This window comes from Collinsella aerofaciens (assembly GCF_005845035.1).
Taxonomy (GTDB): Bacteria; Actinomycetota; Coriobacteriia; order Coriobacteriales; family Coriobacteriaceae; genus Collinsella; species Collinsella aerofaciens_I.
On the sequence record NZ_SPFO01000007.1, the window covers coordinates 94,928 to 119,788 of the forward strand.

Annotated in this window: 20 protein-coding genes; 11 read left to right on the forward strand and 9 right to left on the reverse strand. The window is 58.8% G+C overall.

What is annotated here, in order from left to right:
• Positions 1–208 precede the first annotated feature (208 nt).
• Positions 209–1,546: a TFIIB-type zinc ribbon-containing protein gene (locus FGQ67_RS05155; RefSeq protein WP_138340449.1), complete on the forward strand. Its 1,338-nt coding sequence runs from the start codon at positions 209–211 to the stop codon at positions 1,544–1,546.
• A 425-nt stretch (positions 1,547–1,971) separates the two neighbouring features.
• On the opposite strand, the gene FGQ67_RS05160 is transcribed toward FGQ67_RS05155, so the two are convergent.
• Positions 1,972–3,021 carry a PDDEXK nuclease domain-containing protein gene (locus FGQ67_RS05160; protein WP_138340450.1) on the reverse strand — a complete coding sequence of 350 codons (1,050 nt, stop codon included), beginning with the start codon at positions 3,019–3,021 and terminating at the stop codon, positions 1,972–1,974.
• Positions 3,022–3,189: 168 nt separating this feature from the next.
• Between FGQ67_RS05160 and FGQ67_RS05165 the strand changes: the two genes are divergently transcribed.
• Positions 3,190–3,459 carry a hypothetical protein gene (locus FGQ67_RS05165; RefSeq protein ID WP_138340451.1) on the forward strand — a complete coding sequence of 90 codons (270 nt, stop codon included), beginning with the start codon at positions 3,190–3,192 and terminating at the stop codon, positions 3,457–3,459.
• Between the two features lie 92 nt (positions 3,460–3,551).
• On the opposite strand, the gene FGQ67_RS05170 is transcribed toward FGQ67_RS05165, so the two are convergent.
• The 4 genes from FGQ67_RS05170 to FGQ67_RS05185 form a co-directional block, all read right to left on the reverse strand.
• Positions 3,552–5,324 carry a phosphatidylinositol-specific phospholipase C gene (locus tag FGQ67_RS05170; protein ID WP_138340452.1) on the reverse strand — a complete coding sequence of 591 codons (1,773 nt, stop codon included), beginning with the start codon at positions 5,322–5,324 and terminating at the stop codon, positions 3,552–3,554.
• An 18-nt stretch (positions 5,325–5,342) separates the two neighbouring features.
• Positions 5,343–6,029 carry a hypothetical protein gene (locus tag FGQ67_RS05175; RefSeq protein WP_138340453.1) on the reverse strand — a complete coding sequence of 229 codons (687 nt, stop codon included), beginning with the start codon at positions 6,027–6,029 and terminating at the stop codon, positions 5,343–5,345.
• 304 nt (positions 6,030–6,333) lie between these two features.
• Complete coding sequence (locus FGQ67_RS05180) at positions 6,334–6,927, reverse strand: hypothetical protein (protein WP_138340454.1); 594 nt, start codon at positions 6,925–6,927, stop codon at positions 6,334–6,336.
• A gap of 241 nt (positions 6,928–7,168) precedes the next feature.
• Positions 7,169–7,765: a hypothetical protein gene (locus FGQ67_RS05185; protein ID WP_138340455.1), complete on the reverse strand. Its 597-nt coding sequence runs from the start codon at positions 7,763–7,765 to the stop codon at positions 7,169–7,171.
• Between the two features lie 377 nt (positions 7,766–8,142).
• Between FGQ67_RS05185 and FGQ67_RS05190 the strand changes: the two genes are divergently transcribed.
• The 7 genes from FGQ67_RS05190 (at position 8,143) to FGQ67_RS05220 (ending at position 18,928) form a co-directional block, all read left to right on the forward strand.
• Positions 8,143–8,775, forward strand: a complete 633-nt coding sequence (locus FGQ67_RS05190; protein WP_171025206.1) for a cyclodeaminase/cyclohydrolase family protein — start codon at positions 8,143–8,145, stop codon at positions 8,773–8,775.
• Between the two features lie 2 nt (positions 8,776–8,777).
• Entirely contained in the window at positions 8,778–9,632 is an 855-nt protein-coding gene (locus FGQ67_RS05195) for a bifunctional 5,10-methylenetetrahydrofolate dehydrogenase/5,10-methenyltetrahydrofolate cyclohydrolase (protein WP_138340457.1), read from the forward strand.
• 366 nt (positions 9,633–9,998) lie between these two features.
• On the forward strand, positions 9,999–11,522 hold the full coding sequence (locus tag FGQ67_RS05200) for a C69 family dipeptidase (RefSeq protein WP_138340458.1): 1,524 nt from the start codon (positions 9,999–10,001) through the stop codon (positions 11,520–11,522).
• A gap of 99 nt (positions 11,523–11,621) precedes the next feature.
• Positions 11,622–12,038 (forward strand): hypothetical protein, encoded by a 417-nt coding sequence (locus FGQ67_RS05205; protein WP_055250902.1) that lies wholly within the window; start codon positions 11,622–11,624, stop codon positions 12,036–12,038.
• A gap of 8 nt (positions 12,039–12,046) precedes the next feature.
• Complete coding sequence (locus tag FGQ67_RS05210; protein WP_138340459.1) at positions 12,047–13,810, forward strand: ABC1 kinase family protein; 1,764 nt, start codon at positions 12,047–12,049, stop codon at positions 13,808–13,810.
• A gap of 431 nt (positions 13,811–14,241) precedes the next feature.
• On the forward strand, positions 14,242–18,009 hold the full coding sequence (locus tag FGQ67_RS05215) for a DUF4430 domain-containing protein (RefSeq protein WP_171025207.1): 3,768 nt from the start codon (positions 14,242–14,244) through the stop codon (positions 18,007–18,009).
• Positions 17,999–18,928 carry a DUF4430 domain-containing protein gene (locus FGQ67_RS05220; RefSeq protein WP_138340461.1) on the forward strand — a complete coding sequence of 310 codons (930 nt, stop codon included), beginning with the start codon at positions 17,999–18,001 and terminating at the stop codon, positions 18,926–18,928. The genes FGQ67_RS05215 and FGQ67_RS05220 overlap by 11 nt, the downstream gene beginning before the upstream one ends.
• Positions 18,929–19,086: 158 nt before the next feature.
• Here FGQ67_RS05220 and FGQ67_RS05225 read toward each other — a convergent pair whose 3' ends face one another.
• From FGQ67_RS05225 to FGQ67_RS05235, 3 genes are all read right to left on the reverse strand, one after another.
• Positions 19,087–19,494 carry a GtrA family protein gene (locus tag FGQ67_RS05225; protein WP_055250894.1) on the reverse strand — a complete coding sequence of 136 codons (408 nt, stop codon included), beginning with the start codon at positions 19,492–19,494 and terminating at the stop codon, positions 19,087–19,089.
• A 218-nt stretch (positions 19,495–19,712) separates the two neighbouring features.
• Entirely contained in the window at positions 19,713–20,108 is a 396-nt protein-coding gene (locus FGQ67_RS05230) for a GtrA family protein (RefSeq protein WP_138340462.1), read from the reverse strand.
• Between the two features lie 80 nt (positions 20,109–20,188).
• On the reverse strand, positions 20,189–22,105 hold the full coding sequence (locus FGQ67_RS05235) for a fructose-1,6-bisphosphatase (protein WP_138340463.1): 1,917 nt from the start codon (positions 22,103–22,105) through the stop codon (positions 20,189–20,191).
• A 320-nt stretch (positions 22,106–22,425) separates the two neighbouring features.
• Here FGQ67_RS05235 and FGQ67_RS05240 point away from each other — a divergent pair, with 320 nt between their 5' ends.
• The gene (locus FGQ67_RS05240) at positions 22,426–23,316 is read left to right on the forward strand and encodes a DegV family protein (protein WP_138340464.1); all 891 of its coding nucleotides are present in this window, start codon (positions 22,426–22,428) and stop codon (positions 23,314–23,316) included.
• An 80-nt stretch (positions 23,317–23,396) separates the two neighbouring features.
• Here FGQ67_RS05240 and FGQ67_RS05245 read toward each other — a convergent pair whose 3' ends face one another.
• Positions 23,397–24,488: a beta/alpha barrel domain-containing protein gene (locus FGQ67_RS05245; protein WP_138340465.1), complete on the reverse strand. Its 1,092-nt coding sequence runs from the start codon at positions 24,486–24,488 to the stop codon at positions 23,397–23,399.
• Positions 24,489–24,679: 191 nt separating this feature from the next.
• Here FGQ67_RS05245 and FGQ67_RS10095 point away from each other — a divergent pair, with 191 nt between their 5' ends.
• Positions 24,680–24,850 carry a hypothetical protein gene (locus FGQ67_RS10095; protein WP_006235403.1) on the forward strand — a complete coding sequence of 57 codons (171 nt, stop codon included), beginning with the start codon at positions 24,680–24,682 and terminating at the stop codon, positions 24,848–24,850.
• Positions 24,851–24,861 lie beyond the last annotated feature (11 nt).

The following is a 24,861-nucleotide window of genomic DNA, read 5'->3' on the forward strand; positions in this document are numbered from 1 at the left end:
CCTCACAATCATGTTTAAGGGGATAGTGTAGCTCGCGCGGGGGCGCCGTGCACCGATGCTCAGAAAATGCAGCAATAGTCTGCCGGTGCTAACGAGCGAGCCTTCTCGTCTGCCTGGGTGGTCCATTTTGGGCCACATGGGTATGGGCATGTGCCTGTTTGCTCGACATACTTAATGTCGACAGCTTTGTGCAAAGGAGGACGTTTCCATGGACGAGATGTTTGCCATTAAATGTCAAAACTGCGGCGGCCCTATGTACTCGCACCAGGCTAAGCGCAGCTTTGAGTGCGCCTATTGCGGCACGGTCGTTCCGTGGCAGGCTGATGCGGGGGAGCCCAAGAGCGCCCTGGGCATTCGCCATACGCCGCTGACGGTGGTGGATGGACTGCTCAAGCTCACGCATGTGTCGCAACTCGAGCGCCCGGAGGACCCGGACTGGTATTTCTTCAATTCGCACTGGCGCAATCAGTCGGTCCTGGAACATCTGCTGTGGGAGGATCGCGGCACGGCGCAGGAGTTCCAAGAGGCCACGCATGTGAGCATTCCTTGCCCCTTCTGTGGTGCGTCCTTTGAGGGCGAGTCGACCCAGCGCGTGTTTGAGTGCCCGTCCTGCGGCAACAAGATCGGCATTGCCGACCTGCTCAAGCCGGGGACGTTTAGCAAGCGTCTGACCATGGGCGTGGGTGCGGAGTATGTGCCGGATCAGGGTATTCCCTGCGAAATCTCGCCGCAGCAGGCACGTGCCAACGCGCTGCAGCTGGTGCGCCAGTACCCGGATGCCTTTGCCGGGCACGACGTGGAAGATGCGATCCAAAACGACATGATGCTCTTCTATTTCCCCATGGCGCTGGCGGACCTGCGCATGATGGCGAGCTTCCCGGGCAAGGGCCTGAGCAAGGAAACCCTGGTGTACTACGAGGTGCTCGACTGGGCATACCCCAGGGCAAACTACCTGGACGTTCGCCTCATGGGCATTTTGGAACCGTGGGACTTTGCCAAGGTCGGTCCGTTCGATCCCGCCATGCAGGAAGGCGACTTCCGCGTCGTCTCCGTCGATGCATCTACCAAGGACCAGGTGGTCATTGATAAGTTGGCGCTCGACGTTGCGGGCAACGATGCCGAGGCCGTACTGGGGCTCAATAAAAAGAGCATCCGAACCTGGGCGCGCAAGGCCCGCAAGCATAAGGATGGCCTGGTGATGGTGCCGGTCTACTTTGTCGATCGTCCGGCGACGGACAGCCGCGATGGCGAGCAGGTGCGCATTGCCGTAAACGGACAGACGGGCCGCGCGGCCGCGGTGGTGTTTAGTGACAAGCGCGAAACGCACGTCGTGGCGCCGCTCAATCCGAGCCTGCATCTGTCCGGTGAGAGCACCGTGCATGCCACGCCCATCGAGGTCAAATACGTTAAGTCGCCGTTTCTGTACCAGATCGTGCGCCGTGGAGGCGGCGAGCAACCGCGCCAGGTTGCAGCGGTTGCCGAGGGTTCCTACCGAGAAGAAAAGCCCAAACGCCGCGGTCTGCTGGGTACGCTATTTGGGAAGTAGGGGAGTAGCGCCGGTTGTTGCCGTAACGTGATGGCCGGGGGTGCGGGGCGGCTCTCAGGAGTGCGGGCTGCCGTCTGATTGTTTGAGGGTGCCAGATGAAAATAAACAGTGGAGCGGCTGCACAAGAGCCGCCCCACCGGGTAAAATCAGGTTGTGCCACGGAACCCGCTCCTCAGTTAGTCACACTTCGGAAGCGCGGGCAACGCAGGTGCAAGTGTCTTGAGGGCCGGCTGCAACCGGCCCTTTTCTGTGACAGCCAATGGATCCACATCAGACGAAGGCCGCGTCTTTGCCTGTCAGGTCACGCTCGCCAGCCACGGCTAGAATGTCGTTGCCGGCGTCCATGACCGGTATTGTTTCGTAGCGTGCGTCGCAACCGCGAGTGCGCCTGCGACGGCTGCGGTGGTTTCGGTCGCAACGTGCTGTTACCCTTGCGTTTCGCCATTGGTCGCTTCGTTGATGGCGCGGTACTCGGCGCTTAGTTCGCGCGCCAGCTCTTCCTTGCTTGGAAGATACGGCAGGTATTTGGCGGCAAACACTTGGTCGTTGTCTTCGGGCAGTGTGTACTCGACGATCGAATCGCTTTTGTCCGCGCAGAGCACGATGCCTATGGGCGGATTGTCGCCTTCGTTCATGAGCTCGCGCGTGTAGTAGTTCACATACATTTGCATCTGGCCCAGGTCCTGATGCGTAAGGTCATCGGTCTTAAGGTCGATGAGCACGAAGCAGCGCATCAGATAGTTGTAAAAAACAAGGTCAATATAGAAATGGCGCCCATCAAAGGTGATGCGCTTTTGGCGCGCCTCGAAAGCGAAACCACGGCCAAGCTCCAGCAGGAACTTCTGAAGATGCGTGATGAGCGCCTGCTCTAGATCGCTCTCGCGAAACGCAGTATCGTCCGAGAAACCTAAAAACTCCAGTACATATGGGTCGCGGATGATATCCTCGGGGCGACGAGCCGGGGCGCTCTTTTGGATTTCCTGGATGACGGCCTCTTTGTCTTTGCTGGCAAGTAGGCGCTCGCGGAACATGGTGTTGATCTGGCGCTCGAGCTGACGCGTGCTCCAGCGAGAATCGGCACATTCGTTCATGTACCATGTTCGAGCATCAGGGTCGGTTATACGCGATAACCTGCGGTAATGTGTCCAATTCAATTCGGAACGCAGCGCGTTCCGGATTGGGAACGCAAGATAAAACTGACGCATGTATCTTAAGCTTCTGGCGTTGAAGCCTCTGCCAAAATCCTTAGTCAATCTAACGGCAAGTTCGTCGATCAGTGCATCGCCATACTTGGCGCGCTCCTCTCCGCCCTGTTCATCAACAATACTCTTGCCGATCTCCCAATATGCCTCAACCATCGCAAAGTTAACGGCGGTATAGGCCTTGTCGCGAGCGGCGTTGAGAATCGAGGAGACCTGCTTGTAAAAACCTTCGGGCACGATTGCCGATTCTCCACGGTTTACCAGTTCACCCATCACTGTCGCCCCACTTTCCTCTTGTGGAATGCATCTTTAACGCATTTAGTTTAAAGCCTCGCGCGGACACGAATTGCTATGTTGTCTGGCACCTTCGCATGGGAGCCTTGCGGTGACTAAAATGTGACCATAAAGGCAGTTTTAACGAACCCCATGGGAGTGACACGCATGGACAACAACACCTTGCTGTTTCAGGACAAGGGTTCGGGTAGGTTTAAAGACGTCAAGATCTACCCTAACCGCATTGAGGTACTCAAGAAGGGCACTTTTGGCGGCAAGCACACCGAGATTGTCTACCTTAAGGACATCACGGGGGTCAGCAGGATCAAGGGCCGCGACGTTTTCCTACGTAACAGGCTGTTGACTGCCTGTGTCTTTAGTCTGAGCAGCCGCTCCCAAGCTCAGGAGTTCGTGAATGCGCTGAACATGGTGATGTAGCCGATAACGGTGTTCGGGCTAAGGTAAAAATCGGGGCGCAGAACGGTATTCTGCGCCCCGATTGAGTTAATGCGCCCAAAAGACTGGCTTGCCTATTCGTTAACGTCCTCGGTATTGTCGCGGGCATTGGCAAGCATCGCCGCGCCGGCGACCGTTGTCGCCACGGCGGCAGCGGCGAGCCCGGCGGCGATACCAGAGCCGTCGCCCGTGTCGGCGAGTTTTCCGGTCGAGCCCTTGCTCTTGTTGCCCTTGCCGTTCTTGTCGGCGCTGTCCGTGGCGGCATCGTTGCCGTTGCCGTCGCCGGTACCGTTGCCGGCGCCGCCTGCACTGCCCGAGGCCGCTACGGTAAAGCTTGCGGCTCCATCGCTGGCGAGCGTGTAGTTCTGTGCCGCGTCGCCCAAAAGGCTTTTCGCGCGCACCCAGTACGTCCCTGCGGCAAATGTTTCGCCCTCGGCCATTGCCGTGCCCGGAGCGCCGTTCGCGTCGTGCACAAACTCGAGCTGGGCCGTGCAGGCATCGGTTTCGAGCTTGCCCTCGAGTGATGCCGCAATCTTGGCGCGCACGTCTTCGCCGGCCTTAAGGCCTTCGAGTCCCTCAAAATGGGGCGTCAGCGCGCGTGGATCGATATCGATGGGCACGGAGCCCCGCAGCTCCGTAACGGTCTCGTTGCCCAAGGCGTCGACATCCACATATTCGATGGCAAACGCATGGCCCGAAGCCGCCACGTTGAGTACGTTGCTGCTGTCGACGAGGCGGAAATGACCCTCGCCAACGGTCTTGCCGTCCTGGAGCGAGGCGTCGCTCAGCGAGTCGCCATATGTCATGTGCATGCGGGCTGGGAGGTAGCACGAAGCTGTCTGCTTGTGCTGCGTATCGTAATTGCGCTGGTAGATGCTCCGGGCCAGTGCGGCATCAACAAAGTCGGACGCAATGATGCCAATGCGCTTACGGCAGTTCTCTTTTGTGCCCTCAACTCCGGTATTGTTTATATACGAGCTCTTGTACAGGTGCTCGTCGACCACTCGCGCTGCGGTAAAAGGGTTGTTTTGCGTGCAGCTAGTGTAGTTAATAAACCAGCAGCGCTCCGTTGCCTGCACCGTTGTCCCGTCCGCGGCAGTGATATCTACGGTGCTGGGCTCGAACTCGGCCGCCGCCTTCAGGGCCATATCGACCCAGTCGATCTTACTGGATCCCGTGCAGCTGTAATGGTCTTGGGCATATACCGCTGTGCTATAGGGCTCTTTGTCGCCCGTATTGCCCGCAGCCTCAAAGCCTTGCTCGTATTTCACGAGGCACATGGACTTTCCGGAATGCGCCTTGATTTTGTCGTCCCATTCGGTGAGGTCGAGGCCCCACGTGTGGCCGTCTACACTGTCGCCGGCGAGTTTAAATCGACGCAGCAGGACGATCTTTCCGCGCACCTCGTTCAGTGTGGGGACATGGCTCGACGTATAGAACAGATCGGAGTTATTGTCCATAACATTGGCGAAAGCCGTCGTAACACTGTCGTCGGTGGCTTCGTCGTTGCCTCGTGACACCAGCATGATGAGCGCTTCTGACGGGTTTTCGTTCAAAAATGTTTTGAAGTAACCGATGACATCGGAGAGATGTATAAAGCCCCCGTCTTTTTTGAGCAGGTAGCATATTCCATGGTCGATGCCGGGGTCGCCGTTCTCGTTGTTCTTTCCAAGTCGGATATCAAAATAGCGAATGCCTTCGAGCAGCTGCGTGGGGATGTAATCCTGCTGGCACTTTGCAAGCGAGGTTTGGGGCTCGGTGTCGTTGTCGACGCTGCAGGTGCTTGAATCATGCGTGCCCGGGATGCTCAGCTCGTCGAGGTATTTGTTGCCGTCGACGTATTTCATCCAGCATGGTCCGTCGACTTAGCTGCTATACGTGATCCAGTCGATACTTCTAACCGTGGTATTGATCTCGCCCTTGTCGTAACCGACAAGTTCGAGCTCCCACGGAATGCTCTTCCTCTTGTGGCAGATCTTGTTGTTGTCTTGGTCTTTGCCGTCCTTTTCTATGGCCAGGTAATTAATGTCTTTTTTCTCGTTTGTGCGGTCTCGGATGATGTAGGTTCCGTTTTGCTGGCGGTCGAACGCAAAAGAGCGGCTGGGCTTGCCGTCATGCTCACCACTCCATACGTGGATGACCTTTCCATCTTTGTCCGAGTCGCCATCGACCGACCAAATGCTGTAGCCCGTCTTCTTGTGCTCTTCGAAATTGAGCAGGGTGCGGATGGCATACCAATTTGTATTATCTGTATCGGTCTCTACGTGCTCAAGGATGAGTTTGCTGGACGTGCCGTCATTAAACAGGTGGCAGACGTTGCCGATGACGTTGCCGTCTTCGTTGACGCTCGCGGTGCGAAAATAGCCCGCGGGGCGAAGGCGAATGACGAACTTGTCGAGGGTGGCCGCCGATGTGGGCGTGTCTTCTGCAAATGCCGCGCGCACGGGAAGGCCCAATCCCGCGGTTTCGGGCAGGCTTACAAATGGCGACAATGCTGCGAGTCCTAGGCCCAACGTGAATGCTCGACGGCTGATGGCGTGGTGTTCGGTCATAACTCCTCCGTTCGCAGGGTGCGGTTATGCACTCATTTTGTTCACTATACTGCCCGGATGTCTAAACGTGTTGGCTTAATTGTCTGCGCGGCGCTATAAATCGGCGGGCGGGCGCGTTGGGGCGCTTGTCTATTTGTGCTGCTACCGCGCTGGGGGTGGTTTTGCCGCCCGGCACCCTCGCGTTCGCCGGCTATCGGCATAAGAAAGGGAGGGCCGGCGAGCCGGTCCTCCCTTAATACGAAGCGCTGGGGCACCGCCGCTTGTTAGCACTGCGCCCGTGTTTCCCGCTGCACTCGCCAGTCGCTTAGCGCTTGATCTCGATATCGTCGAGCTTGACGTCCATGGCCTCGGTCTTGGCCTCGGCGATGTCGTCGGCAAACTCCAGAGACTTCATCATGGTCTCGACGGCGTCCTTGTGTTCCTCGACGTTGTCGATACGCACATACACGCTGCCACCGTCAACGTCGGTGAAGTACTCGGTCGTCACGCCGCCCGAGTGCGTAAAGTAGGCGCTGCGCCAGGTCTTGCCGTTGTACTTAACGGGATCGCTCTCGGTCCATCCGGAGTTGGTCTTCCACTTTGCCTCGTAGTCGAACAGTTCATCGGCGTTCTTGTCAGGATCGAAGACGGGGATGAAGCGGTCACTGGCATGCTCGCTCTCGGTGAACTTAAACTGGGCCCTGTCGGCGGTATCGCCTGCAACGTCCGTGATTTCGACGCCCTCGGGCACCTCGACTTTAAACCAAATGAAGTCAGTCCTCATATCCACGGCTGGCTTTTCCGCTCCACCGCCACCGCCGCTGCCGGTAGCGCCGCCGCTGCCACCGCAACCCACCAAGGCAACCGCGGCAAAGAGACTGATGCAGAGGGTGAGAATCGCAAAGGCCTTCTTTTCCATGGTCGTGTCCTCCTCGATCTGTAATCGTCCATGGGTTACCTCCCTTTACTGTACGCGTGGACGGCTCCTTCGGGTGGGCCATGTGTCCCATTCTGAGGGCCGGATTTGCGCCGTTAAGTGGCAATATGCACGGGTCCAAAAGAGGGGAGGGCCGGTGCTGTCGGCTCTCCCCGGGTTGGGCGCCCGTTGTTTTAATGGGGCGCGCCTACGCGGGTTCGCGTAGGCGCGTACGGGTGCCCCGTTACTTGATCTCGATGCTCGAAATCTCGACTTCACGTGCCTCGTCAACTGCTTTCTTCATGTCGTCGGGGAACTCGATGGAGTTGAGAAGCGCCTCGGCTTCTTTCTTGTGCAGGTCGAAGTTCGCGATGAGAACGCAGACGCTTCCCGGCTCAACGTCGGTAAAGAGATAGGTATGGGTGCCGCGGTTGTCCTTGCACGTTCCGGTGAGCCATGTCCTGCCGTTGTACTCGACGGGGTCGCCAACTTCCCACTGGAACATGCTGCTCTTTCGACCTTCATCGGCAAGAGCCTCTTCTGCCGTCATCTTCTCTTCCCAAACAGGTATGAAGCGGTCAACCGTGGTGTTCTCGTTCTCGGGGAAGGTGAGCTGGACCCTGTCGGCGTTCTTGCCGGCGGAGTCGCTCACGCCAACGCTCTCGGGCATCTCGACCTTAAACCAGATAAAGTCGGTCTTCTTGGCGACGGGGACCTTTTCCTTGCTCTCGCTCTTGGGGACGCTGCCGCCGCCCGATGCGCTCCCGCCGCAGCCGACAAGGGCAAACGCGGCAAAGAGGGCGATGCAAAGGGAAAGGATCGATAGGGTCTTTTTCTTCATGGTGGCGTCCTCCTTGTCTGCCAGGGACATCGTGTGCCGCGGATCGCTGGGGCGGCGGTTACGCATGTCCATGATGTCTTTGTTTACTGTGCGGTTATTCTTCCATTCGTCGTCCGGTGCCGTGATGAGCTTGCCCCAACATAGGGCTCCTTACCTATAATGTATGCCCCAGTTGCCGCTGCCCGGAAGTCTCGAAAGGTGGGCCATGTGTCCCATGTTTGCGGTGTCGACGCCTATCGCGTGCCATAGAAATCAGCGATGGCCAGGTACGCTGACGCCCGTGTGCTTATGGGCTAGACTTAGCACCATTATGTGATCGATACAGTCGGCAGGCAGTCGCCGTCCGACCGATGTATATGACTTGAAGGTGCATGCGTATGAGCCAAGAGATGATGGATAAAACCTGCCGCGGGTTTGCCGAGGCGCTTGCCGCGCGTGAGCCGGTTCCCGGCGGCGGTAGCGCGAGCGCCTTTGTGGGCGCGCTGGGAGCCTCGCTTTGCGGGATGGTCGCGCGCTACGGGGCGACCAATCCCGCGCTTGCCGATCGTGCGGATGACCTGACGCGCGCGTTTGCTCAGGCTGATGAGCTGGCCCAGGAGCTTGTCGATTTGGTTGCCGAGGACGTTCGCGCCTACGGACAGGTGTCCGCGGCGTACGGTATTCCGCGTGACGATCCGGCTCGAGCGACCGCGATTCAGGATGCGCTGCATGTGGCCGCTATGCCGCCGTATCGCATTATGGACACCTGTGGGCGCGCGTTGGCGCTGCTCGAGGACATGGCAGACAAGGGTTCGCGTCAGCTGCTGTCCGATGTGGCGTGCGGCGCTGTGTTCTGCCGTGCCGCCATGCAGGGCGCGAGCTTGACGCTCTTTGCGAACACCACGTCTATGAAGGATCGCGCTCGTGCTGAGGAGCTCGAGACGGCGTGCGATGAGTTGCTCGACACATGGTTGCCGCGCGCCGATGCGCTGGCGCGCCGCGCCTCCGACGCTGCAAGGAAGAGAGGATAGTCATGGCTGAACTGCTGAAGGGTGCTCCCGTTGCTCGCGCGCTGACCGAGGAACTTGCTGTTCGCTGTGCCGCTTTGCGTGAGCGCGGCGTTGTGCCGACGCTGGCCATTGTTCGTGTGGGCGAGCGCGAGGACGACCTGTCCTACGAGCGCGGTGCCCTCAAGCGCTGCGAGAAGGTTGGCATCGAGGCTCGCCGCGTTTTGCTTCCTGTCGATGTTTCGCAGGATGAGCTGCTGGCGGCTATTAAGGACATCAATGCCGACCCCGCTGTTCACGGGTGCCTGATGTTTCGTCCGTTGCCCGTTGGGCTTGACGAGGATGCGGTTGCCGCGGCGCTCGATCCCGCCAAGGATGTTGACTCCATGACGCCGGCCTCGCTGCTTACCACGCTTTCGGGTCGTGGCGAGGGCTTTGCTCCCTGCACGGCCGAGGCCGTGTTGGCGTTGCTGGATCATTACGGCGTTGAGCTGGATGGAGCTAAGGTTGCTGTGGCCGGGCGCTCGCTGGTGATCGGGCGTCCCGTTGCCGCCATGCTTACGGCTCGCAATGCCACGGTGACGACGTGCCATACGCATACACGCGATCTTGCTGCCGAGTGCCGTTCTGCCGATATCGTTGTTGCGGCCGTTGGACGCGCGAGCACGATTGGCGCGGATGCCGTTCGCGAGGGCCAGACGATCATTGATGTTGGCATTAACTGGGACGAGGCCGCTGGCAAGCTGGTCGGGGACATCGATTTTGATGCTGCGGAGCTGGTCGTTAACGCCATCACGCCCGTGCCGGGCGGCGTGGGGGCTGTGACCACCGCGATTCTCGCCAAACACGTGATTGAGGCGGCGGAGCGCGCATCGAAATAGGCGTTTAGAGGCTGTTTAGGGGGTTAGTTCTATACCACGTGGTCAAAAAATGCCAAATATGAGTACTGTTGCCAAGATAGTCACATATATTTTAGGTTAATTTGGTTCTCTACGATATTTATTATCGATAGAGAACCTATTTTATTGGACCTATGGGGAACTACATCATCTAATTTTTGAACAAATGTAGACTTTCGACACCCATGCGTAGCAAAATTGCTGTTACTAAATTGGTGACAGTACTCATATTTGGCATTTTTTGACCACTGGGGTCCCGAGGGGATCTCGAGGGGTCGCGGTTTCGCCCTTTTTGCGCCGAAGCGATACACTGTTGCCGTTTGATTTCTTCGCTCAAGGAGGATGCGCATGCCGTGCACAACGATTTTGGTTGGTAAGAACGCGAGCTACGACGGGTCGACGCTGGTTGCCCGCAACGAGGACTCGTCCAACGGGGTGTTTGAGCCCAAGCGCATGCGCGTGGTGCATCCCGACGAGCAGCCGCGTGTCTACACGAGTGTCCTGAGCCATCTGACCGTTGAGCTGCCCGACAACCCCATGCGTTACACAAGCGTCCCCGACGTTGTCCCGGGTCATGGCATTTGGGCCGAGGCCGGTTTCAACGAGCTCAACGTTGGCATGTCCGCAACCGAGACGCTCACCACCAATGAGCGCGTCCGCGGCGCCGATCCGCTCGTGGACTATGTGCCCGCCAAGGGCAACGAGGGCGAGGACGGCTATGTGCCGGCGCAGCCCGGCGGTTTGGGCGAGGAGGACATGGTGACCCTGGTGCTGCCGTACGCCAAGTCCGCCCGCGATGGCGTGCGTATCCTGGGCGACCTGCTCGAGCGCTACGGTACCTACGAGAACAATGGCATCGCCTTGAGTGACGTTGACGAGATTTGGTGGCTCGAGACCATCGGCGGCCACCACTGGATCGCCAAGCGCGTGCCCGACGACGCCTATGTGACCATGCCCAACCAGCTGGGTATCGACAGCTTTGACCTGGACGACGCTGAAGGCGCGCAAGCAGATCATATGTGCTCCGCCGACCTGCGCTCCTGGATGGCCGAGTGGCATCTGGACCTGACGCTGGGCGTCGAGGGCGACGGTCCCGTCGCGGTCTTTAACCCGCGTGAGGCCTTTGGCTCGCACAGCGACAGCGATCACGTCTACAACACGCCGCGCGCCTGGTACATGCAGCGCTGCCTCAACCCCAGCGATGTGTGGGACGGCCCCGACGCCGACTACACGCCCGAGAGCGACGACATCCCCTGGAGCCGCGTGCCCGAGCGCAAGGTGACCCTCGAGGACATCAAGTACGTGCTTTCGAGCCACTACCAGGGCACGGAGTACGACTGCTACGGCAGCAAGGGTACGCCCGCCACGCGCGGCGCCTATCGTCCCATTGGCATCAACCGCAACAGTCAGCTCGCCGTGCTGCAGCTGCGCCCCTATGCGCAGCCGGCGTATCGCGCCGTGCAGTGGATGGCGTTTGGCTCCAACTCGTTTAACGCGCTCGTCCCGCTGTACGCCAACGTCGAGACCATGCCCGAGTACTATGCCGACACCCAGGCGCGCGTGACGTCCGAGAATTTCTATTGGGCAAATCGCCTGATCGGTGCCTTGGCCGATGTTCGCTTCCATGAGTGCGGTCGCGCGGTCGAGGATTATCAGGAGAAGGTCGGCGGCATGGGCCACAAGCAGATTCACGACGTTGACGCTGTCGTAGCCGCGCTGCCCGAGGCCGAGGTGCCTGCCGAGCTTGCACGCGCCAACGAGGCCTTTGCCGAGCGTGTCCGCGTGGAGACCGATGCCCTGCTGGGCAAGGTGCTCTACACCACGAGCTGCGCCATGAAGAACTCTTTCGCGATGAACGACAACGTGAGGTAGGGATTTCCCGTCGATCGAATAGCGCTAAAACGCTTTGTCGCTTTCACTCAATCTTGGGTACAAGAACGCCAATGCAGTTGTTTGTGATTGGAGACAACCATGGTTATGAAACTCGATCAGCTTGTTAACGGCGCCATCAACGTTGGCTTTGGCGCCGCCGCCGTTGCCGTCGAGGGCAGCAAGAAGGTTCTCGACGACCTCAATACCAAGGGTGAGCAGGTGCGCAAGGACGCAGGCGCTCCCGATATCGCCCGCAGCGTGTCCGACATGTTCGAGCAGGCCGGCGGTACCATCTCCGATCTGACCGAGCGCTTGGGCATGCAGGGCGAGACCGCGGCCCAGCGCGTGCTCGACGAGCTCATCCTTGCCCGCGTCCGCGTTATGACCGCCCCCGAGCGCACGGCCTTCCTGGCCCATGTGCGCGACATCGTCGATTCGGTCGAGGACAACGTGACCTCGGTGCCCGTCGAGTCCGTTGAGCCCGACGATGCGAAGGATACCGAAGAGGCCGAGTAGCAGCGCAGATGGCAGATTCCACCACCGATTTCAACAATCTAGATCCTCTGGGTGACGAGGCGGCGGTTGTCGATGAGGTCGATGCCGTCGTCTCGGGCGCTCGCAAGAAGCCGCGCGCTGTCGATATGGTCCCCGAGGAGCCCGACGCGATGGCGCCGGACGAGGAATACCAGCTCACGCCGGCGGGTCGTCGCGAACGCATCGGGCAGATTGTTCGCCTGGTCAAAAAGTACCGCGTGTGGGATAACCTCACGCCGGTTCGTTTGCGCCGCCTGCTCGAGGAACTCGGCCCCATGTTCGTCAAGATGGGGCAGATTTTGGCCAACCGGTCCGAGATTCTACCGCAGCGCTTTTGCGACGAGCTGCGTCGTCTGCGCTCCGACGTGGAGCCGGTGCCGTACGAGGTCGTACTCAGCTGTCTGGAAGAAGAATACGGCCTGCGCCTGGGGGAGATGTTCGATGCGATCGACCCCAATCCGCTTGGTAGCGCATCGCTCGCGCAGGTGCACCGCGCTCGTCTGGTGACGGGCGAGGACGTGGCCGTCAAGGTGCAGCGCCCCGGTGCGCAGCAGGTTATGGCACAGGACATCGATATCATCCGCTCGGTGGTGCGTATCGTTTCCAAGTTCGTCAACACCGATCAATTCGTTGACCTGCACGGCGTAGTCGAGGAGTTGTGGACCTCGTTTCGCGAGGAGACCAACTTTTTGGCCGAGGCCAAAAACCTCAACGACTTCTACGAGTTCCATAAGAGCGTTCATGGCGTGACGTGCCCTAAATCCTATCTGGACCTGTGCACCGAGCACGTGGTGGTTATGGATTACGTCGACGGCATTTCGATCGCCGATCCTGAACGCTTGGTGGCCGAGGGCTATGACTTGGAAAAGATCGGTGCCGCGATTGTCGAGGACTACTCGACGCAGGTGCTCGATGACGGCTTTTTCCATGCCGACCCGCATGCGGGAAACATCATCCTCAAGGACGGCATCGTTTACTTTATCGACTTGGGCATGGTCGGACGCATGTCGAGCCACGACCGTGGCATCGTTAAGGACATGATTTTCGCCGTGGCCGAGGGTGACGTGCCCAAGCTCAAGGATTCGCTCATGCGCTTTGCCGTGACGCGTGGCGACTCGGCTGAGCTCGATCATTCGGCCTTTTTGTCCGACTTGGACTTTATCGTGGCTGACTTTGCGGGACTTGACCTGAAGGATCTGGATATCGGCGAGTTTTTGACCTCGCTGCTCAATCTGGCGCGCAAAAATGACGTTGAGCTGCCGAGCGTGGTGACGATGTTCGCCCGCGGCATGGTGACGCTCGAGGGTTTGCTGACCGAGTACATGCCCAACGTCAACATGATCCAGATCATTCAGGCTCATATCAAAAACGAGAAGAGCACCTATGCCCGCATGCGCGAGATGAGCCGCGACTTTGCCGCGAGCAGCTATCGCGCGGCAAAAGGCTCGCTCGAGGCGGCCGAGTATCTGGGCTTGGCTTCGCGCATGCTCACGCGCGGCCAGCTTAAGGTGAACACGCAGATCATGAGCAGCGATAAGGCGCTGCGACAGCTGGGCGGAATTATCGACCGCATGTCGATGGCTATCGTTATCGCCGGTCTGTTTATCGGTTCGTCGGTGGTGTACTACGCACGCATCGAGCCGGTTGTGTTTGGTATCCCAGTCATTGGCTTTATGGGCTACGTGAGTGCGCTGGTGCTGGCGCTCATGCTGGGCCGCAATATCTGGCTCAACAGCCACGGCGGCAAGCACTAGAGGCTGCGGCCGTCACCGCATTTTCCTATCGCAAACAATAGCTTTTACCTTGGGCTTCGCCTGCGTGCGAGGCTCTTTTGCGTGATACCATTTTGACGGTAATAATCGATGGCCTAGATGGTGGTGCGGAGACGCACGAATGCGCGGTTATCCTGCGCATTTGGGAGAATCGGGGTGCAAGTCCCCGGCTGTACCAGTAACCGTAATTCCTCTTGGCTCGGGATGCTCGCGTCGCAGATCGGACGACGTGCCCGAGTCGTTAAGGTTAAGTCGGATCGCCTCCCGTCTTGTATGCGGCTGCGGCTTTTGCCGCCGGTGTGCATAGGGCTCTGGAGGGAAGGGGGACCCCGATGGGGGAACTCGAGCGCAACATGCGCGATGACGTTGGGCAGTCGCAAGGCAACGCTCCAAGTACAGACAATGGGGGACAAATGGATATGTTTGAGGACGAGCGCGAGCGCGCCTCGTTGCATCGCCGTGGCGCAATTGCACGCGGCGTAGCCAAGCGCGGCCTGGTGGCATTCCTGGCCTTCGCGATGGCCTTCAGCACCACGCCGGCTCAGCTGTGGGCCGAGGGCGCCGAGGGCATTGCCGGGGCTGTGGCTCAGGCTACGACGCCGGGCGAGGACGCAGCGCTTGCGGGCGGTGCCGCTGAGCAGAGCGGCGCCGAGGCTTCGGATTCCGGGAGCGCGCCTGCAGCTAGTGCCGCTACAACAGAGGCGGCAACTGGCGACGAAGGCTCGGCGACGGGGGAGAGCCCTGCCACGAGCGAGCAGTCTTCGACGGCATCCGCTGGCCAAGCAGGATCTGCCGCCGCGACTGCCGTCCAGACAGAGAACCCGACAGAAACCGGCGATGTCGCCAAGAAGCAAGTCGAGGTCTCGTTCTCGATTATCGGCACCGATGCCGACGGCAAGGCTCAGACCTGGGTGGCACCTACGCAGCTCAAGCTCGATGAGGGCGCGACGGCTGCGGATGCCTTCATTAAGCTGCAGGAGAAGACGGGCTTCAAGGCGAAGTACGATCCGAACACGGTATACGGTTTCTACCTCGAAAGCATCACGTCCCCGAGCGATGGCCGCACGCTTGCCTACGATCCGACGACTAATGCCTTCTGGCAGCTGTTCGTCGACGGCGTGTCTTCCTCGGTTGGCGCGAGCAGCGTTAAGCTCGCCCCGGGGCAGAAGATTGAGCTTGCCTTTACGGGTGGTAGCGCATCCCCTGTCGTTAAGGACCAGCTTGCTGCGAATGTGACCGTCATTGGTCGCGATGCCCAGGGCAAGACTCAGACTTGGGTCGATAACGCGCAGTATGTGGTGACGTCCGGCTCGAACGCACTTGACCTTACGAAGGTCGCGCTCGAGGCGAATGGCATCGACGCCGTTGCTGCGGGCTCCTTCATTCTGAGCCTTAAGTACAACGGTGTTGAGCTGGGTACGCCGTTCGATTATTCGACCTATTGGCAGCTGTTCATCAACGGCAAGTCGAGCGACTACACGGCAGACAATGTCACCATTCATGCTGGTGATACCGTTACGTGGTTCTACGGTGGCTGGGGCGACCAGTTGCCGTCCGATTCCGTCCATGCTTCCGTTCAGGTCCTCGGTAAGGACAAGGACGGCAAGCAGCAGGTTTGGGCTTCGACGGGCCAGACGAGTCTCAAGGCGGGCTCTACTGCCAAGGATCTCCTTGAGCAGACCGGTCTTACTCTCGATGCTGGCGAATCGTCTTGGGGTTGGTTCCTCAACGGCATTACTTCACCGTTCGATAGTAAGTCCTATGGCTGGGATGCTGCGACTAATAGCTATTGGCGCTTCTACGTAAATGGCAAGTTCGCCGACGTTGGCGCCGGTGCCTATGAGCTCCAAGAGGGCGATGCCGTCACCTTTATGTATGGTGCTGACGCCGATGCCCTTCCTGGCCAGGTTCTTGGGTCTGTCGATGTTATCGGTCCCGATGTCAACGGCAACAATACTCGCTGGGGCTCGGCAAGCAATGTTTCCCTGCCCGAGGGCTCTACGGCTCAGAACCTTATTGAGACGGTCCTGAAGGCCAAGGGCGTTACGTACAACGGCTCCCAGAGTGGTGAGTACTGGTTCCTCAATTCCATCAACTCGCCGTTCGATCACAAGCCGTATGCCTGGGATGCTGCGACCAATAAATATTGGTACCTGTATATCAACGGAGAGCCCTCCTTACTCTGCGCCAATCAGATTACGCTCAAGAGCGGCGATAAGGTTACGCTTGCCTATACCACCGACGATTCGGCCATGCCCGATCCCGACAAGATTGTCGTGGACCCGAGCGCGACGACTCCTGATTGGGATGCCGAGTGGGCCGGCTACGGCAACAGTGGCAACGGTTCGACCGCAACGGATTCCAAGACGCCTGCGCAGGCCGCCGGTCTTAAGTGGGCCTTCGATTGGAAGGCCGAGTCTGGCCAGCAGTATGCCAACTGCAGCGAGCCTGTCATTGCTAACGGTTTTGTGTACATCGCGACCGAGAACGAGCTCATTAAGATCGATTCGTCCACGGGCAAAAAGGTTGCCTCTGCGCCGCTTGCCTCCAAGGTGAGCTATACCTCTCGTCCGATCTATACCAATGGCCTTATCATCGTTCCGCTCAACGGCGGTGCGGTCCAGGCGATTACTGCAGACAAGCTGATCTGCAAGTGGCTGACGCCTGGTTTGACGGACTTGACGCAGAGCTCCTGCACCGTCGTTTCGGACGGCGAGTACGTCTATGTAGGCACGGCTGATGGGAAGAAATACGTCAACGGTTCCTTTACGCGCATCAAGATCTCCACAGGTGAAGTCTCTTGGCAGAACATCGACGCAGCTGAGGGCTATTATTGGACTGGCGCTGCCCTGACGGATAAGTACGCCATCGTCCCCACGAGCGCAGGTACGCTTAAGTGCATTGATAAGGCAACGGGTGATGTCGTTTCGACCATGAAGCTCGGCGCCTTTGCGAACGCTGACTGCGTCGCCGATCCGTCCAATGGCTCGACCTTCTATCAGATGACGCACGACGGAAAGCTCCATGTGATTTCGCTTTCGGCGAAGGGCGTGCTGAGCGAGCAGAAGACGGTCGACCTGGGTCTTACGAATAACATGAGCGCCCCGGCGGTGTCTGTCGACAACTTGATTGTCGGTGGGCAGACGGCTACTGGATCTGCTCTGGTTCTCTATAATCTGAAGACCGGTAAGGCCACGATGGTCACCGCTGCCGACGGTAAAGAACTACCGGCCGGATTTAACGGTATTGCCGCTACTCCGCTGGTGAGTGTTCAGGGCGGCAAGACCCATGTGTACTTCACCGTTAACAGCGCGGATTGCAAGGATTACGTCAACTACTCTGCTGGTGGCGGCGTGTACCGCTATACGCTTGGCGACGCAGAGGCGACACAGATTTATGATGCGGCTGGCCATTACCAGTACTGTGACTCTCCGGTCATTGCCGATGCATCTGGCAACCTGTACTACATCAATGATTCGGGCACGCTGTTCAAGCTTGGGGCCGTTGAGTCTTGGACGGTTGCCTTTAATTCCAACGGCGGGTCTGCTTGCGACACTAAGTTTGTTGCTACGGCCGATGGCAAGCTGGTCAAGCCGGCCGATCCGACGCGCGATGGCTACACTTTCGGCGGTTGGTATACCGATGAGGCTTGCACGCAGGCGTATGACTTCAGTACGCCGGTAACGGCCGACCTGACGCTGTATGCCAAGTGGACCAAGAATGCTGTTAACCCTGGCGGTAATGGCGGCACTGGTTCGAATGGCGGCGACGGTTCTGGTACCGGTACTGGTTCCAGCGCTGGCGCTGGCGCGGGTTCTGGCTCCGGCTCGAAGGGCGGCGCTATTGCCCCGGGCCAGAAGCCGGTGACCAAGACGACGGTGTCGACCAAGACCGAGACCAAGGGCAACAAGTCCAACAAGAAGGACTCCGATAAGTCCGATAAGAAGGACGAGAAGAAGTCTGACAAGAAGGACAGCAAGTCCGACAAGAAGTCCGATTCCAAGTCCGATACGGGTGCTGCTTCCACGACCACTGCTAAGAAGTCCTCTAGTACTTCCGAGCAGGAGACTGGCACCAACCCGCTCGCCATCGTTGGCATCGCCGCCGGCGTGATTGGCCTTGCGCTCATCGCCGTCTTCGTGCTGACCAAGCGCGGCAAGGGTGACGGTAATGCTCGATAAGCCCAAGGAGACCAACGGGCAACAGCCCGACTCCTCGTTTATCCAGCTCGATGACCCAAAGCAAAAGGGCGCCGCTTCGGCGGCGTCCGCCCCTCGTCGCAAGGCGCTCCTCGGCGTTCTGACTGCCGCGTGCATCATTCTGATCGTCGTCTCGTTGGGCTTCGTCCATCCTTCCGAGAGCGGCGCCTGGTCCATTGACTGGATCATTCAGACCGTGACGGGGGAGAGCGTCGTCACCAAGGACACCAAGGGGTCTGGCTCGACCGCCGCTTCGGGTAAAGCTGGGTCCAAGGATTCCAAATCTTCGGATGGGTCGAACGACGAGTCTAAGGGTTCGGATAAATCTGACTCTAAGAAGGAGTCCGAGTCTTCGGACAAGGAATCAAACAAGGGCTCGGATAGCAAAAAGTCCGAAGACAAGGATGGCAAGAAGTCTGGAGAGAAGAACAGCAATAAAAAGACCGACGGCAATCAGTCGACTTCTCAGAACTCGACTTCTTCTGGCGGGGCCGGCTCTACGCCTGGCGCCTCCTCCTCATCCAGCGGGGCATCTTCTGCCCCCGATAACGGCAACGCCTCTACTGGCGACCAGGGCAGCTCGCAGCAGCCTAGCTACGTAACGGTGACGGTTTCGGTCACATCGAGCGCCGTGGGCAATCCTGTGTCCTCTGGTGGCACCTTTACCTTTAACGAAGGCGCTACCGTCTACGATGCCCTGTGCGCGCTGGGCCTTTCTGTCAACGCACATGGCTCGTCGTACGGCACGTATGTCTCCGCGATTGGTGGTTTGGCCGAGAAACAGCACGGCGGCACGAGCGGCTGGATGTACTCCGTCAACGGCACAACGCCCATGACGGCCTGCAGTAACTACGTTCTCTCCAATGGCGACAGCGTGGTCTGGTATTACGTGACAGGCTAGGAGCCTCGACATATTGCATCAAACGGGCGGTTCGGACCAACATCCGGACCGCCCGTTTTTCATGCGAATGGGACTGGCCGCTGGGTCTCTCGGCAAACAAAAAACCGGTTGGAACGGGAATTCCAACCGGTTATACATTCAGGCAAATAGTGAATCGACTACGACCGTGCGCCCTCGAGGAAGAAGCGGCGGCTGAAGTAGTTGTACCAGGTGACGAGGAACGTTGCGATGGCCTTCATGGCCTGGTAGCCGATGCTCAAAAACGTGACGCCCACAAACATGTACAGGTCGTTGAGGCCCAGACCGATTACCGACAGGATGGTGAAGATCGTGAACTCGCGCTTGCGGCTCATGCCCTCGCGATGGTCGAACACGTACTTCATGCTGAGCCAGTAGTTGACCACGACGGACGTGGTAAACGAGACCGTCGTGCTCATCAAAAAGTCGAGGTGGAACAGCTCGACGAGCGCAATGAGCATGCCCCAGTCGATGCCAAAGGAGATAAGACCCACGACGGCGAACTTGAGGAACTGCTTGGTATGAGGTTGTGCCAGTGCCTTGCGCACGTAATCACATCCAATGCGTTGATGAATCGAGCAGAGGATACTTTAGAGCTTTTGCAAGGGAAACGTAAGGTCTTTGGAAAGAACTATACGAACTCGCCAAATATTCAAGAGGTAATCCGCAAACGTTGCAAATCTTCCCGTAAACGAGCAAAGCTCACGAACAACGCAGCGCTCGACGCGCGTCATCCGTGGGCATCGTAAGGCCGTAGGGTTGCGAGTTACTTGGTCTCGTCGCCCTCCAGGAAGACCTTTCGGGTCACAAAGTTGTAGACCATGACAAGCGCGGTGGCGCAGATCTTGGCGATATTGGCCTCGAGCCCCAGACCGGCGTTGAGTGTCAGCACGATACCGTCGTTGAGTGCCAGGCCGATCACTGACAGCACGACAAAGATGATGAACTCGCGGCGGCGGCTCATGCCTTCCTTGTGCGCAAACACGTACTTCATGCTTGCGAGGTAGTTAAAGATGAGTGAGATGATAAAGCCGCTGGTGTTGGCGATTAGGATGTTGAGGCCCAGACCGTAGTGGAGCAGATTCATAATGCCAAAGTCGATAACCGTGGCAATGACGCCGAGGACGCCAAATTTCATGATCTGCGCAAGGAGCTTTTGCATGGTACCTGCCTTAAGCTGGCGCCGAAAAGCGCCGTGGGGATGACAAACTCAGCAAGTTTAGCCAATCCCTGCAGGCGGGGCTAGGCGCGCTCCTCGATAGCACCGTTTCTATATGCATCGAGCAGCTGGCGCAGGTCCTGGATCTGGCCGCGGATCTTGGCGCCAGTATCGGTGTCGCTCACCATGCGGCGACGGTCTGCTTGGTCAAAACGGTTGGTCTCGCTTTCGATGTCCACGTTGCGCGTGAGCGCCTCGGCAACCGTCGTAAAGGCCTGGTGCGACTTGAGGCGGCAGCCGCGTGAGCTCGAGATAAGCGTGTAGCCGGCGATACCCGTCTTGGGATGGTAAGCGCGGCAGAAGCCGCCATCGATGACCAGCAGCTTGCCCTCGGCGCGGATGGGCTGCTCGCCCTTGGTGGTTTTAACGGGCGTGTGGCCGTTGATGATGTGGCCGGTCGGTGAACATGCCATGGGCGCGACGCCAAACTCGCGCATGATGTCATCGCAGACCGAGGGCGACTTGGTAAGCGTAAAGTACGGATCCATCGGCTCGACCCAGGTGCTCTTATCGGCGATATAGGCGCGCTCAAAGGTACGCACCAGGCGTCCACTGGCGGGCGAGTTAAAGCCAATCCACAGGTACCACATCCAGTCGAGGGCGTCGCGGTCGCCCACGCGCCAGGCGCGGCGGGCGATGTGGTCGCAAAAATCGAGATAATCGCGGCCAGCGTGCCAGGTGCCCAAGCAGTTCATGCTGCTAAAGGTGCCGTCTTCGTTGAGCGGAACGCAGCCGTGGAAGAGTAGGTTGCCGTTGGCGACCTTGTACATCGAGCCATGGGAATAGAGGAAATCGATATGGCGATGCAGGTGATCGGCGGTGACAAACTCGGATACGAGCTTGTCGATGATGTGCTGCTCCTGAGACGTGAGCGTATAGGGGTCCGCCGGGTCGACGGTGGGGAAGTCGTTGGTCGTGAGCGGCCACACGCTGCCGTCGGCGAGCGTGACCGTGCCGGTGTCGTGATCGATCTTGTCGAGTAACAGGCGGTCGGTCATATCGAACTCGGGGTGGCGCTGGATAATCTGGCCCTCGAGCTTAAAGAGCAGTACGTTGATGGCCTTGATCAGCGGGGTGATGGACTCACCGGCGGTGTAGGTAGCATCGGCAAAGGCGACAAGCTCACGCAGCGAGATACCGTAATCGTTCTCAAGGATCTCGTAATTGTCGTAGCGTAGGTTGTTGCGCAACACCGTGGCGATGCAGGCGGGCTCACCGGCCGCAGCACCCATCCACAGCAGGTCGTGGTTGCCCCACTGGATGTCGAGCGAATGGTAGGTGAGCAGACGGTCCATAATCTTGGCCGCGCCGCCGCCGCGGTCGAAGATATCGCCCACCAGGTGCAGGTGGTCGACGGCCAGGCGCTTGATGAGTGAGGCGAGCGACTCGATAAAGTCGTCGGCGCTGGCGGTCTCCAGGATGGACTCCACGATGCGCTCGTGATAGCGCACGCGATAGTTGTTCTCGTCCGGGTGCGTGTGCAACAACTCGTCGATGATGTAGGCGTAATCGCGCGGGATGGCCTTACGCACCTTGGAGCGCGTGTAGCGGCTCGAAAGCGAGCGTGCGACCATGATGAGCTGGTCAAGCATCGTCTTGTACCAGGTTGGCGAGTCCTCGCGCTGGCTGCGGACCAGCTCGATCTTCTCGCGCGGGTAGTAGATGAGCGTGCACAGCTCGCCCTTTTCGTCAAAGGAGAGCGTGTCGCCAAAAATCTCGTCGACATGCTCGCGCACGACGCCCGAGCAGTTGTTGAGGATGTGCATAAAGGCTTCGTACTCGCCATGCACGTCGCTCATAAAATGCTCGGTGCCCTTGGGCAGGTTGAGGATGGCCGAGAGGTTGATAATTTCGGTAAACGCGGATTGTTCGGTGGGGAACTGTCTCGACAGCAGGCGCAGATACTTGAAGTCTTGCGGGTTGCGATCGAATGCGACCATGAAGCACCTTCCGATGGAGCTGGTAAAACTGATAAACAGCGTCAAACGTTTATCAGTATGCGCCGCTTTTGTTTCGATTTTGCGCCAGCGGCCGAATTGTCGGCTGAACGGTTTGGTAAATCGATTTAGTTGAGGTAGATATGGCGGTTGAGTGGAGACGACAGAGGGTGTTTTCTCAGATATTTATGCGTGGGGCCGGTGGAGACGATGGTGGTAAAGATGTTCGCTATTTTTGGTTCGATTTGGTAAATAGTGGACATATGTACCGTATGTAGGCTCACTGTGCGATAATTTGCGCAGCAATGAGTAAGGAGCCTCATATGAGTGATTTTGTCCTGACCTGTGAATCCGCCGCCGACCGAACTCGTGAGTTCTTTGCGTCGCGCAATATCCCTGTCGTGTGTTTTCATTACGAGATCGACGATGTTGTCTATACGGACGATCTGTATCAGTCGATTACGCCGGACAAGTTTTTTGCCCAGATTGCGGCGGGCGCCATGCCCAAGACGTCTCAGGTGAGCGTGGGTGAGTACGAGGAGTTTTGGGAGCCGTTTGTTGCCGAGGGTAAAGACGTGCTGCACCTGACGTTGTCGTCGGGCATTTCGGGCACGTACGGATCGGCCTGCGTTGCGGCGCAGATGCTCGCGGATCGCTATCCCCGGGGCGGCAAGGTGCGCGTCGTCGATTCGCTGGCGGCGTCTTCGGGCTTTGGCCTGTTGCTGGAATATGCCGCCGACGTGCGCGATAGCGGGGCTTCACTCGACGAGACGGCTGCCTGGATCGAGGAGCACAAACTCAACCTGCACCACTGGTTCTTCTCGACCGATCTGTCGAGCTACCTGCGCGGCGGTCGCATTTCGGCCGCGAGCGCGATCATCGGCACGGCGCTTAAGATTTGCCCGCTTATGACGGTCGATTGCGAAGGTAAGCTGTCGCCACGTGAGAAGATTCGCACTAAGAAGCGCGCGATTTCCGAGATGGCTAAGACCATGTTGGCACACGTGCAGGACGGTGCGGATTATTCGGGTAAGTGCATCATGTCGCACTCGGCGTGCCGCGAGGATGCCGAGGCAGTTGCGGCGCTGATTGAGGAACAGGTTCCGCAGCTTAAAGGCAAGATTGAGATCAATGACATCGGTACTCTGATTGGCTCGCATACCGGACCTGGTACGGTGGCGCTCTTCTTTATGGGCGACAAGCGCGTGGATTAATTTGCCCCATCACATCGCTGCATGATTGTTCAAACGAAAACGGCCCGCCTCACGTTTGTGGGGCGGGCCAAGATGTTTTACTAGCGTTTCTTTCCGCGGAAGAAGAAGCCGTGCAGTGACGGCTTGAGGCCGCGGTTGGCGCGATGCTCCTCGACGCGCTCGTGGATCGAAGCGACGCGCTCGATGACTTCGTCGGGAATCGGCACGTCGGGATTCATGTTCTCGACTTGGCTGACCTCGGCGGCGGCGACCTGGTCGATAATGGGCACGTCGTCGCGCGAGATGACAGGTGTGGCGTCTTCCTTCATCTTGCGATAACGCTGCATCATGTCGGTCTGTAGCTGCTGGGCCGAAGGCGGCGTCCAGATGATGGCGTTGGCGCCGGCGGCGATGGTTTCACGGATGCTCTCTGGCGTCTTGCCGCCCGGCGCGATGAGCGGCAGGTTGGGATAGTGCTCGCGCAGCTCGCGTAGGACCTGGGGCGTGTTCTTGCCGGCGGCGATGTTGAGAATCTTGGCGCCGGCGCGCACCTTGGCGTGGGCATCTTCGTCGCAGCGAACGACCGTGGCGATGACGGGGATGTCGGCGATGTTGGTGATGTGCTCTACCATCTCGGCAGTAGCGGGGGAGTTGACCACGCAGCCCGCCGCGCCCTGCATCTCGGAGACGGCTGCCATCTGCACGGAGCGCTTACCGGTCGTAGTTCCGCCGCCCACGCCTACAAAGACCGGGCACTCGGCGACGGTCAGCAGCGCTTGTGTAATGGCGGGCTGCGGCGTGAAAGGGTAGACCGCAAAGACGGCATCGGCGTTGGAGTTGCGGATAACCGCGACATCGGTGGTGTAAATGAGTGACTTGATACGGCGGCCAAAGAGCGTAAAGCCGCTGGCCTCCTCGATCTCGTCGGGCATGCGGAGGGCCGCCTTGCGCAGGCGTCCGTCGATGGGCAGGGGCTCCATAGGGAGCAGGCCGTTGGGCGTGACGGCTACCTGGGGCTCGGTGAACTCGTCTGCGAGCTCGACCTCGGAGAAATCGACCGAGGCTACGATGTCCTCGTGAACCTCGGCGGGCACATCGATGGGAGCTTGGTCGTTTGCCGCGGCAGGCGTGTCGAAGGAGCTGGTGCCGACGAAGGCGTCGACGCGCTCATTTAGATCGTTGAGGGTATCCATGGAGGCTCGATTCTATGCGATGGTGGCCGGCGCGATGCAGCCGGAATTGCGAATGCTAAATCGTTTGACGAGTTGATTTTTCCCCGCCGCGCCATCCGTTAGACCGAAAGGCCGGTGAACGTGAAGGAGCTGTGGTGGCGGGTATCGAGGTGCTATCTTGAAAGTCCCGTTAAAAAGAGAGGTGACGCGGTATGGAATTGACAGCAATGTTTGGCTCGATTGGCCTGTGTGTGGGCGCAATCGTTGCCGCCGCGGTCATCTACTTTGTGGTCACGGCCATTAAGGGCAAAAGGGCCGAACGCAAAGAGCGCGCGATGCTTAAACAGCATCGCGACCAGCAGGGCAAACGCGCACAGAGATAGCTTGTTGAGTT